Here is a 15,167-nt window from a genome sequence, read left to right as displayed (position 1 = left end):
CCCCTCGTGGCACCCCTCCACTCCCCGAAGACGACCCCGGCCCGACCGGAGAACGGACAAGTTCGAGCATGACCGCGGTTTCCGAGAACAGCGCAGCGGCCACCAGCGGCCTCGGCGAGATCGAGCGCGACGCCGAGCGCGTCAACGTCGACGACAAGTCGATGATCAACGCCCGCGCCGACGTGAACCAGCTGCTGCCCCTCAAGTACACGTGGGCGTGGGAGAAGTACCTGGCCGGGTGCAACAACCACTGGATGCCCACCGAGGTGGCGATGCAGGCCGACATCGCGCTGTGGAAGTCCAAGGACGGGCTCACCGAGGACGAGCGCCTCATGCTCAAGCGCAACCTCGGGTTCTTCGCCACCGCGGAGTCCCTGGTCGCCAACAACATCGTCCTGGCCGTGTACCGCCAGCTCACCAACCCGGAGTGCCGCCAGTACCTGCTGCGCCAGGCCTTCGAGGAGGCGGTGCACACGCACACCTTCCAGTACATCTGCGAGAGCCTCGGCCTGGACGAGGGCGAGCTCTTCAACATGTACCGCGAGGTCCCCTCGATCACCGCGAAGGACGCCTGGGCGCTCAAGTACACCCAGAACCTGGAGAACCCGGAGTTCCGGACCGGCACGCCCGAGGCCGACCAGTCCTTCCTGCGTGACCTGGTCGCGTTCTACGTGATCTTCGAGGGTATGTGGTTCTACACCGGCTTCGCGCAGATCCTCTCGCTGGGCCGCCGCAACAAGATGGTCGGCATCGCCGAGCAGTACCAGTACATCCTGCGCGACGAGTCGATCCACCTGAACTTCGGCATCGACGTGATCAACCAGATCAAGATCGAGAACCCGCACCTGTGGACCGAGGAGTTCCAGGCCGAGGTCCGGCAGATGCTCACCGACGCCTGCGAGCTTGAGGTGGCCTACGGCCGCGAGACCATGCCGCGCGGCGTGCTGGGCCTCAACGCCGAGCTGTGCGAGAAGTACATGCACTTCATCACCGACCGCCGCGCCGAGCAGATCGGCCTCGCCCCCATCTTCGGCGAGACCGAGAACCCGTTCCCGTGGATGTCGGAGATGATGGACCTCCAGAAGGAGAAGAACTTCTTCGAGACCCGAGTGATCGAGTACCAGACGGGTGGCGGCCTGGACTGGGACTAGGTCCTTCCTGGGAGGACACGAGTCTCTCCCCTTCCAACGGCCCGGGGCGGGCGCGCGCCCCGGGCCGTTCGCGTGCCCGGGCCTCCCCGATCAGTCACGCTGCCCATTGTGGGCCCCGTCCTCGGTCATTTCCCCTACCGATCAATTCGGTGTCGGAGGCAGAAAACAAAAGGGTGAATGGTGCCCGGGATCCGACGCCACAATGGTGCCGTGTGGTGAGCGGAGTGGTGGGTTCCCGAGCGAGGCGCCGCTGGTCATCCCTGGCAGTCGCGTTGACTCGTGCGAACCGAGGTACACGTGCCGGGAGTGGCGCAAGTGAATGCGGATTCGCCGAGGTGCGAAGGGGTCGTTCTCCCCAGGGGTATACGGACAGGCCGAGAAGATCGGTGATCCGCCTTTTCCGGGCGAGAGCGCGGAACACGTCCTAAGCTGACCGAGTGATCCCCTCCTGCGATCCCGCGGCCGAAGCGGTCTTCCGCCGCGTCCGGGCCGACAACGCCCTGGAGGTCACCGTCGAGCGGCTGATGTGCGCCATCAGGCTCGGTGTCGTCCCGGCGGGCGGCCGGTTCCCGGCCGAGCGCGACCTCTCCTCCCGGCTCGGCGTCAGCCGTGTCACCCTGCGCGAGGCGATCCAGTACCTCCGGCGACGGGGCTTCGTCGAGTCCCGTCGCGGTCGGGGCGGTGGCACCTTCGTCGCCGAGCCGCCCCCGAGGCCCACCCCCGAGGAGGCCCGCCACGGCCTCGGTGGGACCGGGACGACCGCCCTGGAGGACCTGCTCTCCTTCCGGCGCACCCTGGAGACGGGTGCGGTGGTCCGGCTGGCCGAGACCGGCCTCACCGTGGACCAGCACGCCCTCCTGGACCGGCGCGTGGGTGTGGCCGCCGATGCCGGACCCGCCGACTACCGGCGCTGCGACACCGTCTTCCACATCACCCTGGCCCAGCTGACCGGATCCGAGCGGACGGCAGCGGCGGTCACGGACGCGCGGATGAGGATCAACCAGCTCATGGACGTGGCACCGCTGACCGAGGACGGTCTGGCGGCCAGCGACGGGGAACACCGTCGGATCGTCCGAGCGGTGAGGGCGCGCGACCCCGAGGCGGCGCGACTCGCACTGGGCGGGCACCTGGCCGGAGTGGAGCGCCGGTTGCGGGAGCTGCTCGGCTGAACGCACGGACGCCCGAGGGGCCGTCTCGTTTCCGAGTGTGGTCGTGTCTCGTTATCCGAGACCGTTTCGGGGCCACCGGGAGTCGCGTATGTCCGATCCGACAAACAGGACTTCGCAGCGATGGCCTTCTGGACAATTCTGCCTGGTCAAGAACTCGACCAGGTCTCGACCGGGTGTTGTTTCGCACACAGGGCATTGTGGTCTGGGCTACCAACCGTGATGATCGGGCCTGTTCTTAGTAAATGACGCTAAACGGTCAAACGTTGGCGTTCCAGGGAAAGGAGGAGACGGTTGAACCCCGACTCCTTGGTCGGCCCCATCGTGACCTTCACGATCTATCTCGGCCTCATGGTCGCGATGGCTGTGTACTTCTACAGCCGCACACAGTCACAGTCCGACTTCGTCCTGGGGGGTCGCAAGCTGGGCAGTCTGGTCACCGCCCTGAGCGCCAACGCCAGTGACTTCAGCGGATGGCTCCTGCTGGGTCTGCCCGGCGCGATCTACGCGTCCGGTCTCGGTGAGGCCTGGATCGCGGTCGGTCTGGCCTCCGGCTTCCTCGGCAGCTGGATCCTGCTCGCACCCCGCCTGCGGGTGTACACCGAGCGCGTCACCGACTCCCGCCATGGTGGCGAGTCCAACTCGCTCACCCTCTCCGCCTTCTTGGAGAACCGCTTCAACGACCGCACCCGTCTGCTGCGCGCGGTCTCGGCGATCCTCATCATCGTCTTCTACTTCTTCTACGTCGCCTCCGGCATGACGGCGATGATGTCGCTGTTCGACCAGGTCTTCGGGCTCAACCCGGAGCTGGCGGTGCTCATCGGCCTCGGCATCGTGGTCGCCTACACCGTCATCGGCGGCTACCTCGCTGTCTCGGTCACGGACGTCGTGCAGGCCATGATGATGTGGCTGGCCCTGCTAGTGGTGCCCGTGGTCGCGATCAGCTTCCTGGGCGGCCTCGGCGCGGTCGCCGACGGCGTCAACGCCAACGGCGAGAACCTGATGTCGGCCTTCGGCGGCTCCACCCTCACCGACGGGGCCTGGGTGTCCACCGAGACGCTCGGCTGGGTCGTCATCGTCTCCGGTCTGGCCTGGGGCTTCGGCTACTTCGGCCAGCCGCACATTCTCGCCCGCTACATGGGCATCCGCTCCCTCAAGGACATCCCCAAGGCCGCGGCCATCAGCGTGACCTGGGCGGTCACCGCTATGGCGCTGGCGCTCCTCGTGGGCTTCGTCGGCATCTCCTACTTCGACACCCCGCTCGACGACCCCGAGCAGGTCTTCCCCCGCCTCATCGACGCCCTGATGAACCCGTGGGTCGCGGGCTTCCTGCTGGCCGCCATCCTCGCGGCGGTCATGAGCACCGCCGACTCCCAGCTCCTGGTGGCCTCCTCCGCCATCACCGAGGACGGCTACAAGGCCTTCGTCAACAAGGACGCCGACCCGAAGACCCTCATGTGGCTCAGCCGCCTGGCCGTGGTCGTCGTGGCCGTGGTGGCCGCGCTCGTGGCCCTGTACGGCGACCAGTCCGTCATGGGCCTGGTCGGCTACGCCTGGGCGGGCTTCGGTGCGGGCTTCGGTCCGGTCCTGGTCCTCGCCGTGTTCTGGCGCCGGATGACCTGGGCCGGAGCCCTGGCCGGGATGGTCGCGGGCGCCACCACCGCCATCATCTGGGACAGCATCGACGAGGCCTACCTCGGCCTCGGGCTGTACGCCATGGTGCCCGCCATCGCCCTGAGCGTGCTGTGCATCTTCGTCTTCAACGGGCTCGGCAAGGTCAGCCCGCAGATGGAGGCGGACTTCGACCTCGTGCAGGCCGAACTCAAGGCCGGCGGTCGGGACGACGAGCCCCAGCCCGTCGCCTGACACCCGTCCTACGGAGCCCGCGGTCCCTGTAGGACGGACCGCGGGCCCCGTAACGAAAGGCTTCCGTGCCCGTGTCACGTTCGGCACGGGCACGCTCGCGCTCTGGCGCCGCACCCTCCAGAACGGTAGAACGGTGACATGTCGTCACTGACGGAACACCCGGCCGCCTGGACCCGCACCGACGTACCCCAGGGGTTGGGGCTCGGAGCGGTGCTTCCCGAGCCCGACGGCCACCGGCTGGAGGCCGGGGAGACCGTGGTGGAGGGGGAGGAGCGCTTCTTCACGCGCTTCACCGTCCGCACGGACCTGGCCTGGACGACCCGCGAGGTCCGCGCCGAGGTGCTCTCCACCAGCGGGCCCAGATCGGTCACGCTCCGGGCCCAGGGCGGCCACTGGACCGACGCGGACGGCCGCCCGCTCCCCGAACTGGTGGGCTGCCTGGACGCCGACGTCGCGGCCACCCCCCTGACGAACACGCTCCCCATCCGCCGCCTCGGCCTGCGCCCCGGAGAACACCGGGACATCGCGGTCGCGTGGATCGACATCCCGTGCCTGCGGATCCGCCGGGTCCGTCAGCGCTACACCCGCCACCCGGCCGAGGACGGGTTGGAGCGGTACACCTACCGCGACCCCCTCCACGGCGAGTACCGGCTGTCAGTGGACGGTGACGGCGTGGTGGTGGACTACGAGCGGTTCGCCCGCCGCCTGCGCTCGCACTCCTGACCACGTGGTGAAGCCATCCCCCGCAAGGGTGATAATCGGTGGACCACGCACCACACCCAGGGAGCGCACGTGACCGAGACCGAGCTGAGCGAGCAGCGCCGCGAGATCATCCGCGACCTCGAAGTCCCCGAGCACTTCGACGTCGACGCCGAGATCGAGCGCCGCGTGGCCTTCCTCGCCGAGAGACTCACCACGACCGGTGCCCGCGCGCTGGTCCTCGGTATCAGCGGGGGTGTGGACTCGCTCACCGCCGGACGCCTGTCCCGTCTGGCCGTCGACCGCGCCCGCGAGGCCGGGCACGACGCCGAGTACGTGGCCGTGCGCCTGCCCTACGGGGCACAGAAGGACGAGGAGGACGCGGCCCGCGCCGTGGAGTTCGGCGCCCCCGACCGCTGCCTGACCGTGGACGTGCGCCCGGCCACGGACGCCATGGCCGCCTCCCTCACCGAGGCCGGCGTGACCCACGAGCACGCCTTCGCCGAGGACTTCGTCGTCGGCAACGTCAAGGCCCGTCAGCGGATGATCGCCCAGTACGCGATCGCGGGCGGCCTGCGCGGCCTGGTGGTCGGCACCGACCACGCCGCCGAGGCGGTCACCGGCTTCTTCACCAAGTACGGCGACGGCGGGGTCGACCTGGTTCCCCTGACCGGCCTGACCAAGCGCCGGGTGCGCGCGGTCGCCGCCGAACTCGGCGCCCCCGAGGACCTGGTGAACAAGGTGCCCACGGCCGACCTGGAGACGCTCACCCCGCAGAAGCCCGACGAGGACGCGCTGGGGCTGACCTACGACCAGATCGACGACTTCCTCGAGGGCCTCCCGGTTTCCGACGAGGTGGTCCGCACCCTCGTGGACCGCTACCGTGTGACCGGGCACAAGCGCGCCCTCCCCACCGCTCCCTGATCCCCCCGGGTCCCCGCGGCACCACCTCGCCCCGGCCCCACCCGCACCCCCGGCACCGCGGACACCCCCGCGTCACCGGCGCACCGGGGGTCCCGGTAGTGCTGGCACCACCCTCAGGGGGAGGGCAGGCCGTCGGTGAGAGAGGGTACCCAGCGCCCTCGCGCCCCCTTTGACCTGGCGCCTAGAGTCGATACCAGCGACGCGTCACCACTGCCGTCATCCGTATCGGTGAGCGCCCGTCAGCAGGGCACGCACCGGGACGTGTCGGGACCCCCCACAGGTCAGCACAGCCCGGTCAGCACGTCCAGGCGCCACCGGTGCCGGGACGTCCCCCAGAACCCGGGAAAGACCAAGGAGCGACAAGCCATGACCGTGACCGTCGAACCCGCGGGCGGGGACCGGCCCCCGACCACCGCCACAGCACCGGCGGTGGCCGCGCCCCGTTCCAGGAGCCGGGACCGTTTCCTTGACTTCCTGCGCCTGTTCGTCATGGTCCTGGTGGTCCTCCAGCACTGGTGGCTGCCGGTGCTGACCGTGCAGTCCGAGGGCGAGCTCGCCGCGACCAGCGTCCTGAGCACACCGGGCGGGTTCGCGCTCACCTGGGTGTCCCAGGTCATGCCGCTGATCTTCTTCGTGGGCGGCGCCGCCAACCTGATCAGTTGGCGTTCGGCCCGGGCCCGGGGCGAGTCCGCCTCGGTCTGGTGGGCCAAGCGGCTGCGGCGGCTGGCCTGGCCGGTGGTGCCCCTCGCGGTGGTGTGGATCCTCGCCTCGCACCTGGCGGTCCTGGGCGGAGCCCCTCAGCAGCCGGTGCTGGTCGGCGCGGGCGCGGCGGGCATGGTCCTGTGGTTCCTGGCCGCGTACGTGCTGGTGGTGGTGGCGACGCCGATCCTGGTGGCCGCCCAGGACAGGTTCGGTTGGTGGGTCCCCGCCGCGCTGCTGGCCGGCGCGATGGTCGTGGACCTGAGCCGGTTCGGGTTCGGGGTGGAGGCCTTCGGCTTCCTGAACGTGGCCTTCGTCTGGCTGGCCGTGCACCAGCTGGGGTTCCGGTACGCGACCGGTGCGATCCGCCGCCCCCACGCGGTGGGGATGGCGGTGGTCGGCGCCGTGACCGCCGTGGTCCTGGTGTACGTGGGGCCCTACTCCCTCAACATGACCGGTGTGTTCGCCGCCGAGACCTCGAACGTGGCCCCGCCGACTCTGGTGCTGGCGGCGCTGGGCGCGGTGCAGGTCGGCGTCGCGATGCTCCTGCGGGACCGGATCTCCGCGTGGTCGGACCGGCCCGGTCCGGCGCGGATGCTGGACCGCGTCTCGCCGCAGCTGATGACCGTGTACCTGTGGCACATGCTGCCGATCTCCGTGGTCGCCGGGGCCGTCGTGTACGGACTGGGGATCAACACGCCCGACCCGATGACCGGGCTGTGGCTGCTGTGGGGCGTGCTCGGCGTGGCGGTCCTGGTGCCGCTGCTCCTGCCGCTGGCCAACTGGGCCGTGCGGTTCGAGGAGCCGCCGAAGGTCCTGCGGGGCGACCCCGGGCTGGTCCGCGTGCTGGCCGCCGCCGCGCTGATCGGCGGGGGACTGCTGGCCCTGACCGTGGCCGGTCTGGGCTTCGGTCTGGCGCCGGTGCTGGGCCTGGTGGCCGTGGTGTTCGGTCTGCTGCTGACCGCCGCACCGCGTGCGCGCTCCGCCGCCGGGTCAACGCGAGCCCAGCTTTTGCCCAGTTTCCTGGTTCGACCCGGTGGTCGGGACGGCTACCTCGGGTAGACCGGTGGGATGAACCCCAGACGCATCGCCTTCGAACGGAGCGGAAGCGGTCGCCCCGTGGTCCTGCTGCACGGGCTCGGGGATCGCAGACAGAGCTGGGAGGCGGTGTCGCCCCGGCTGGCCGCCGACTACGAGGTGGTCAGCGTGGACCTGCCGGGGTTCGGGGAGTCTCCGGCTCCGGAGCTGGACGAGCCCTACGACGTGCACAGTCTGGTGCGGGTGATCCGGGAGTTCTGCGAGTTGCACGGGTTCGAGCGGCCGCATCTTGCGGGCAACTCCCTGGGCGGCTCCATCGCCCTGGAACTGGGGGTCCAGGGGGTGGCCGGATCGGTGACGGTGTTCTCACCGGCCGGGTTCTCCGACCGGCTCGCCCGTTGGGGCATGCGCACGGTGGGGGCGGTGGCCAACCTCGCCACCCACCTGCCCATGTCGGTCAAGGAGCGGCTCGCCGACACCCCGCCCGCGCGTGCCGCCGCGCGCATCGCCCTGCGCGGCGACCCCTCCTCGCCCGAGGCGAAGGCGACCCGGTTCGGTATCCAGGGGCTCACCCCGGGAGCGCCGTACGTGCGCATGGTGCCGAGGATCGCCGACTACGACTTCACCTCGCGCCCGATCACCTGTCCGGTCACCATCGCCTGGGGAGACCGGGACCGTACGCTGCTGCCCTCCAGCGCGGAACACGCCCACCAGCGGGTCCCCAACGCGCGCATGGTGTCGCTGCTGGGTGTCGGACACATCCCGATGGCGGACGATCCCCTCAGCGTCGCCGAGCACATCCGCTGGACGTGCAGCGCCGCCGACCGGGCACGGAGAGGGGCGAACGGAGCCTTCCCCGGGAGACGCGGCGCGGGATAGCGTGGCGGGCGGAACGACTGCCTGAGGAGGCACTGGTTTGACCACTTCGACACGCCCCGCGCCGGGGTCCCCCGCGTGGTTGGGAGCGGAGGAACGGCGCCTGGTCGACTTCGCCGCCGGCGCGGCCGTCCCCGACGGGTTCGGCTGGCTGGACGCCCGGGGCGGTGTGGAGCCCGACCGCCCCACCGAGACCTGGATCACCGCTCGCATGACGCACGTGTTCGCCCTGGCGCACCTGCGAGGTGACGCGCGCGCCGCCGCGCTGGCCGACCACGGGCTGGCGGCCCTCTCCGGGCCGCTGCGCGACACCGAGCTGGGCGGGTGGTTCGACGAGGTGCCGGAGGAGGACCCCACCAGTGCTCGGGAGCGCTCCCAGAAGCTTCCGGACAAGTCCGCCTACCCCCACTCCTTCGTCGTCCTGGCCGCCTCGTCGGCGACCCTCGCCGCCCGGCCGGGCGCGCGCGACCTGCTGGACGAGGCCCTGAGGGTGTTCGACACGTACTTCTGGGAGAAGGAGGCGGCCTGCGTCCGGGAGAGCTGGGACGCCGACTGGACCGTCACCGAGCCCTACCGGGGGGCCAACAGCGCCATGCACTGGGTGGAGGCGCTCCTGGCCGCCGCCGACGCCACCGGTGACACCGGCTGGACCCGGCGGGCCCTGGCCATCGCCGAACGCCTCGTGCACGGGGTGGCCGCCGAGCACGACTGGCGCCTGCCCGAGCACTTCACCCCGGAGTGGCGGCCGGTACCGGACTACAACCGCGACCAGCCGGACCACCCCTTCCGCCCCTACGGCAGTACCACGGGCCACCTCCTGGAGTGGGCACGCCTGCTCATCCACCTCGAACTCGCCCTGGAACGCGCGGGCGAGACCGCACCCGCGTGGCTGCGCGCCGACGCCGAACACCTCTTCGCCAACGCCGTCCGGCGCGGCTGGGGAGTGGACGGCGCGGAGGGGTTCGCCTACACCCTGGACTGGGAGGACCGTCCGGTCGTGCGCCAGCGCATGCACTGGGTGGTCGCCGAGGCCACCATGGCCGCGTGGGTGCTGGCCCGGCGCACCGGCGACACCGCCTACACCGAGCAGTACGAACTCTGGTGGGACTACGCGGACCGCTTCCACGTGGACCGCGAGAACGGCAGCTGGCGGCACGAGCTCGACCCCGCCAACCGCCCCTCGGACGCGGTGTGGGCGGGCAAGCCGGACGTCTACCACGCCTACCAGGCCGCCCTGCTGCCGCAGGTCGGGTTCTCGACCTCGATCGCGGCCGCCCTGCCCGGCAACGGAGGGACGCGGTGAGCGGGGAGGCGCCGGGCACCGAACCCGGATCGACCCGACTGGTCGTGGTCGGGGAGAACGTCATGGACCTGCTCCCCACCCGGCACGGCCCGGGCGTGCTGCGGGCCGCACCGGGCGGCGGCCCGGCCAACACGGCGCTGGCCGCCGCCCGACTGGGAACGCCCACCCGGCTGCTCGCCCGGATCGGCGCCGACGGCTTCGGGGATCTCATCCGGGAGCGCCTCCTCACCGGAGGGCTGGACCCCTCGGGGCTGGTCGCGGCCGAGGAACCGTCCGCGCTGGCCCTGGCCACCCTCGGCGAGGACGGGTCGGCCCGGTACGACTTCCGCATGGACGACGCCGCCGACTGGCGGTGGCAGCCCGGCGAACTCCCCGGCACCCTGGGACCCGGCGTGGTGGCCCTGCACGCCGCCTCGATCGCCCTCTTCCGGGAGCCGGGGGCCTCGCGGATCGAGGCGCTGCTGCGGCGCGAGCACGGCCGGGGGCAGGTGACGGTCTCCCTCGACCCCAACATCCGGGCCGACGTGGTCGGGGACCCGGCCGAGGCCCGCGCGCTGGCCCTGCGCCACGCGGCCCAGGCGCACGTGGTCAAGGCCAGCGACGAGGACCTCGCCTTCCTCTACCCCGAGTACACGCCGGAACGGGCCGCGCACGCCCTGGCCGCGCTCGGTCCGGCGCTGGTCGTGGTCACCCTCGGCGGGGACGGGGCCTTCGCCCTCTCCCATGGTGTGGTGGCCACGGTCCCCGCGCCGAGTGTGGAGGTCGTGGACACGGTCGGGGCGGGCGACTCCTTCATGGGAGCCCTGCTCCGCCGCCTCGACCTGGACGACAGGCTCGGCGAGCGGCCGCGGAGCCGTCTGTCCGGGCTGACCGAGGCGTACCTGACGGACCTGCTGACCTTCGCCGTCACCGCCGCCGCGCACACGGTCACCCGGGAGGGGGCCGACCCGCCCACCACCGCCGACATCCGGGAACGCCTCCGGGGTTAGGCGTCCCCCGGCGGGAGGGGCGGCCTCCCGCCGGGGCTCAGACCCGTGGGCTCCGGGGCCGGGGAACCGAACCCAGACCCTCGCGGGTCTGGGCCACGACATGGTCCACCACGTCGGTCATCCGCTCCCGCCGCGCGTAGGCCAGGCGCTGGCGGTGGGCGCCCGATCCCACGGTGAGGACCCGGTCGAGCAGGGAGGACACCAGGTCCGTGTCGCCTGAGACGGCGAGGCCGGGCAGGGCGGCGCGGCGGACCCGTTCCATGGCGACGCTCGCGGTCAGGGACTCGCCGGTCAGCGGGTCGGGGATCACCCCCTCCAGCCCCTCCCGGGCGGCCCGCCACACGGCGGCGCGCAGGGTGTGCGTGTTGACGGCGGGCGCGGGAACCCCGTGCCGCACGTCGTTGAGGGCCCGTGTGGCCAGGCCGCGGGTGAGGGTGGCGAAGAGCAGGGCCTCCTCGGCGGTGGCGGCCACGTCGCCCACCCGGATCTCCAGGGTGGGCAGGTGGTCGGAGAGGCGGATGTCCCAGTAGACCATGTGGCGGTCCAGGATCGCCCCGGTGGAGGTCAGCCCCCGCACGGCGCTCTCGTGCTCCTTGACGGTGCCCATCAGCGGCGGCGGTCCGGCGGACGGAAGCCGGTTCCAGGTGACCGTCCGCCAGCTGGCGTGACCGGTGTCCCGGCCGGACTGGAAGGGCGAGTTCGCGGCCAGCGCGACCAGGAAGGGCAGCCATCGACGCAGGTGGTCGCTGACGGCGGCCACGGCGGCGGGGTCGGGGATGCCGACGTGCACGTGACAGCCGCACACCACGTGCGAGTCGCGCAGGGCGCCGAAGTGGGTCGCGATGGCGGCGTAGCGGCGGCCGTCGCTGACGGCGACCGACGCGGGGTCGCCCAGGATCGGCGTACCGGTCGCGGCGACGGCCAGGCCCGCGCCGTCGGCGGCCCGGTGGAGTTCGGCCCGTGCGGCCTCCAGGAACGCGCGGGCCTCCTCGGAGGTGGTGCACACGGGGCTGTTGGCCTCCACCTGGGAGCGGGTGAACTCGCCGCACAGGTGGGGGCCGAAGGCGCGGGTGCGGGCGAGGACGTCGGGTGCGCGGGAGAGGATGCGGCGCGTGAGCGGGTCGACGACGAAGAACTCCTCCTCCACACCGAACGTCAGTGGTCGGTTCGCGGCGCCGACGGGAATGCGTCGGTCGTCCGCTGTCAGGGAGCGGTTCTCCATGCGGGTCCTCCGGCTGTCCGATCCAGTGTGTCCCGCACTGGATATCCCGCACGAGGACGGCGGCGACAGTGTCCCGCAGTGGACAAAAAGCTATCCACGAGTCGTTTGTGTCGTTTGTCTGTTTCGCTGTCGGGGCGCTTCCGCGCACGGTGTCCTGACTACCTGGACGGACGTGCGCGGAGTTCCGGTATCGAGCCGAGAGGGTGACCGGGATCACTTTTCTGACACCGAAAAGCCGTTCTGGCCACCGGTTTCGCTTGCGGAACACCATCCCCGAGAAGTCACCCGAAGACCACCAGAACCCCCGTGCACGGGCGCCACTCGCGACCCCGAGCGGGTATCGGTGAAACGACCAGTGTGTCCGTTCACATCTGCCGGAGCGGGGCGGCGCTGTGCGAATGTGAACAACGTGACGGAACGGTACACGGAGCCCCCGAGCGTACGCCTCCGGGGCCGGGACGCTGAGCGGAGGACCCTCGCCGACGCCCTGGGCGACGCGAGGTCCGGGCGAGGCGCGTCCGTGCTCCTCACGGGCGGTCCGGGCCAGGGCCGAAGCCTCCTGCTCGACCACGTCCGCGACACCGCAGGTGACTTCACCGTCCTCCACGTGGGCGGGGTCCCCACCGAGACCGACCTCCCCTGCTCCGGCCTCCAACGCCTCCTGCGCCCCGTGGGGCCGGTGCTCGACCGACTCCCGGCAGCCCAGCGCGACCTCCTGCGGGAGGCCCTCACCCGGGGCGGCGGCAGCGACACCGACCGGTACCCGCTCTACACCGCGGTCCTCGAACTCCTCTCCGAGGCGAGCACCGAACGGCCGCTCCTGCTGTGCGTGGACGACGCCGAACTCCTGGACTCCGCCTCGCTCGACGCCCTGGCGTTCGCCGCGCGGCGTCTCACCGGCACCCGGATCGCGGCCGTGTTCGCGGCCCGGGGCGGACACCCCCGATCCACCGACCCCGGTCCGGTCCCGGGGGTGACCGAACTGGTCCTCGCCCCGCTGGAGGACCGCGCGGTCCACGACCTGCTCACCGACCGCGCCCCCGCCCACCTGTCGTCCCCGGTCCGCACCGGACTGGTCCGCGCCGCCCACGGAAATCCCGCAGCGGCCCTCGGTTTCCTCTCTGCCCTCACCCCGGAGCAGGTCCGGGGTGAACATCCCCCGCCCGAACCCCTTCCGCTCGCGGCACGGTTGCGCTCCGCGCAGCTCGCCCCCTACGAGGAGCTGCCCGACGACGCCAGGCGGCTCCTGCTGCTCGGCGCGCTGGCCGCCGAGCCCCGGGTCCATCTGCTCCTGGACGCCGCGTGCGAGCCCGACCACCCCGAACCCGCGCCCTCGGTGTCCACCCTCGAACCGGCCGAGGAACGCGGCCTGGTGCGCGTGGACGGCGACACCCTGGTCTTCCCCGACCCGCTCCTGCGGGAGGCCGTCGTCCAGGGCACCCCCGCCGGTCGCCTGCGCGCGGCCCACCGAGCCCTGGCCGGGGTGACCGACCGCGAGCACGCCCCGGTCGAGTTCGCCAGGCACGCCGCCTGCGGCGCCGAGGCCCCCGACGCCGACCTTGCCGACCGGATCGCGGCCGCCGCCAGGCGGGCCAAACGCCTGGCGGGACCGCTCGCCGCCTCCCACACCAACGAGCGCGCCGCCGCCCTCACCCCCGACCCCGACGAACGCGCCTGCCGCCTGGCCACCGCCTCCTACGAGTCCCACCTCGCCGGAGAGCCCGAGCGCGCCGCACAGCTGCTCGGGCGGGCCCGGCCGCTCGCGGTCTCCGACCGCCGCCGGGCCGTGATCTCCCTCATCGAGGCCGCCTTCGAGACGTGCGACTCCAACGCCGTCGACGCCGCCGAACGGTTGTACGCCGTCGGCCGCGACCTCATCCCGCACGACCGCACCCTCGCCCTGCGCGCCCTGGTCCGCTCCGCCGACAGCGCCTCCTACGCGGGGGACCCGGTCCGCCACGCCAGGGCCACCGAACTCGCCGTCCCGCTGGTCCGCCCGGACGACCCGCCCTCGATGCGACTGATCGCCGCCTTCCTGGAGGGGTGCACGGTCTCGTTCCGGGGCGACTACGTGAACTCCACCCCGCTGCTGCGCGAGGCGATCCGACTCTCACACGGAATGAGCGCCCCCTCGGAGCTGGTGTGGGCGGGGATCTGCGGCCTCCGCCTGGGGGACGCCCCCTTCGTCCGCACCGTCACCACCCGTGCGGCGGAGTCGGCCCGATCCCGAGGAGAACACGCGTTCGTGCCCTCGGCGCTGGCCTTCCTCGTGTTCTCCGAGTTCTGGAGCGGGCGCTTCCCCTCCGCCGCCGGGACCGCCCTGACCGGGCTGCGCGCCTCCCGCGAGTCCGGCCAGTCCATCTGGGTCGCCCAGAACCTCGCCTCGCTGGCGATGATCGCCGCCATCCAGGGCGACGTCGACACCTGCCACATCCGGGCGCGCGCGGTGACCGCCCAGGCCGGGGAGAAGAGCCTCGGACTGCCCTCCGCCCTGGCCTCCTGGGCCCAGGCCGTCCTCGAACTCTCACGCGGCAACGCCGCCGACGCCTTCTTCCGGTTGCGCTCCCTGGTGCACGCGGGCCCCGGACACGGGCACCCCACCATGCGCCTGCTCACCGCCCCGCACTTCGTGGAGGCCGCGGTCCGCACGGGCAAGACCGGGTGGGCGCGCGCCTCCCAGGCCGGGTACCGGGGCTGGGCCGAGGCCGTGGAGAGCCCGAGCCTCCTGGCCCTGGCCGCCCGCGGGGACGGTCTGCTCGCCACCGGGGAGGAGGCGGCCGACCACTTCGAGACCGCGCTCGACCTGCACCGGGCCTGCGGGGACGACGACGTCGAACACGCGCGCACCCAGCTGCTCTTCGGCGCCTCCCTGCGGCGGTCCCGCCTGCCCGGGCGCGCCCGCGAGCACCTGTACAACGCGCTGGAGACCTTCGAGCGCTTCGGGGCGCGGCTGTGGGTCCGGCAGACCCGCGCCGAGCTGCGCGCCATCGGGACCGCCGAACGCGGCCCGCAGACCCCGGCCACGGGGGACCTGACCGCCCAACAGCAGCAGATCGCCCAACTGGTGGCGGAGGGCGCGACCAACCGTGAGGTGGCCGCGCACATGTTCATCAGCCCGCGCACCGTGGAGCACCACCTGCGCGGCATCTTCCGCAGGCTCAACATCCGGTCCCGAGTGGACCTGGCCCGACTCCTGAACTGAACACGTCCCGGGACCGGACGCGACGGCGCGTG

11 protein-coding genes are annotated in these 15,167 nt (G+C 72.1%); 10 read left to right on the top strand and 1 reads right to left on the bottom strand.

From position 1 onward, the window contains the following. Positions 1–68: 68 nt before the first annotated feature. The 9 genes from ADX84_RS20145 (at position 69) to ADX84_RS20105 (ending at position 10,711) form a co-directional block, all read left to right on the top strand. Positions 69–1,151 (top strand): ribonucleotide-diphosphate reductase subunit beta, encoded by a 1,083-nt coding sequence (locus ADX84_RS20145; RefSeq protein ID WP_017544419.1) that lies wholly within the window; start codon positions 69–71, stop codon positions 1,149–1,151. 437 nt (positions 1,152–1,588) lie between these two features. Beyond that, entirely contained in the window at positions 1,589–2,320 is a 732-nt protein-coding gene (locus ADX84_RS20140; protein ID WP_049577703.1) for a FadR/GntR family transcriptional regulator, read from the top strand. Between the two features lie 291 nt (positions 2,321–2,611). After that, entirely contained in the window at positions 2,612–4,183 is a 1,572-nt protein-coding gene (putP, locus tag ADX84_RS20135) for a sodium/proline symporter PutP (RefSeq protein WP_199776648.1), read from the top strand. A gap of 138 nt (positions 4,184–4,321) precedes the next feature. After that, positions 4,322–4,906, top strand: coding sequence for a putative glycolipid-binding domain-containing protein (locus ADX84_RS20130; RefSeq protein WP_049577700.1), 585 nt, complete (start codon positions 4,322–4,324; stop codon positions 4,904–4,906). A gap of 69 nt (positions 4,907–4,975) precedes the next feature. Then, on the top strand, positions 4,976–5,806 hold the full coding sequence (nadE, locus tag ADX84_RS20125) for an ammonia-dependent NAD(+) synthetase (RefSeq protein ID WP_049577697.1): 831 nt from the start codon (positions 4,976–4,978) through the stop codon (positions 5,804–5,806). Between the two features lie 366 nt (positions 5,807–6,172). Further along, positions 6,173–7,567 carry an acyltransferase gene (locus tag ADX84_RS20120; protein ID WP_049577693.1) on the top strand — a complete coding sequence of 465 codons (1,395 nt, stop codon included), beginning with the start codon at positions 6,173–6,175 and terminating at the stop codon, positions 7,565–7,567. A gap of 9 nt (positions 7,568–7,576) precedes the next feature. Beyond that, positions 7,577–8,422: an alpha/beta fold hydrolase gene (locus ADX84_RS20115; RefSeq protein WP_049577690.1), complete on the top strand. Its 846-nt coding sequence runs from the start codon at positions 7,577–7,579 to the stop codon at positions 8,420–8,422. Positions 8,423–8,459: 37 nt separating this feature from the next. Then, a complete protein-coding gene (locus ADX84_RS20110) occupies positions 8,460–9,722 on the top strand; it encodes an AGE family epimerase/isomerase (RefSeq protein WP_049577687.1) in 1,263 nt (420 codons plus the stop codon). Beyond that, positions 9,719–10,711 (top strand): carbohydrate kinase, encoded by a 993-nt coding sequence (locus ADX84_RS20105; protein ID WP_082206643.1) that lies wholly within the window; start codon positions 9,719–9,721, stop codon positions 10,709–10,711. Before ADX84_RS20110 ends, ADX84_RS20105 begins: the two co-directional genes overlap by 4 nt. A 37-nt stretch (positions 10,712–10,748) precedes the next feature. Here the strand turns inward: ADX84_RS20105 and ADX84_RS20100 are convergent, their stop codons facing one another. Next, positions 10,749–11,933 (bottom strand): glutamate--cysteine ligase, encoded by a 1,185-nt coding sequence (locus ADX84_RS20100; protein ID WP_049577683.1) that lies wholly within the window; start codon positions 11,931–11,933, stop codon positions 10,749–10,751. 409 nt (positions 11,934–12,342) lie between these two features. On the opposite strand from ADX84_RS20100, the gene ADX84_RS20095 reads away from it, so the two are divergent. Beyond that, positions 12,343–15,135 (top strand): LuxR family transcriptional regulator, encoded by a 2,793-nt coding sequence (locus tag ADX84_RS20095; protein WP_234004087.1) that lies wholly within the window; start codon positions 12,343–12,345, stop codon positions 15,133–15,135. Positions 15,136–15,167: the final 32 nt, after the last annotated feature.

Origin of the sequence: Nocardiopsis sp. SBT366 (assembly GCF_001083815.1) — a bacterium.
Lineage (GTDB): Bacteria > Actinomycetota > Actinomycetes > Streptosporangiales > Streptosporangiaceae > Nocardiopsis > Nocardiopsis prasina.
This window is presented reverse-complemented; position numbering and strand designations above follow the sequence as displayed.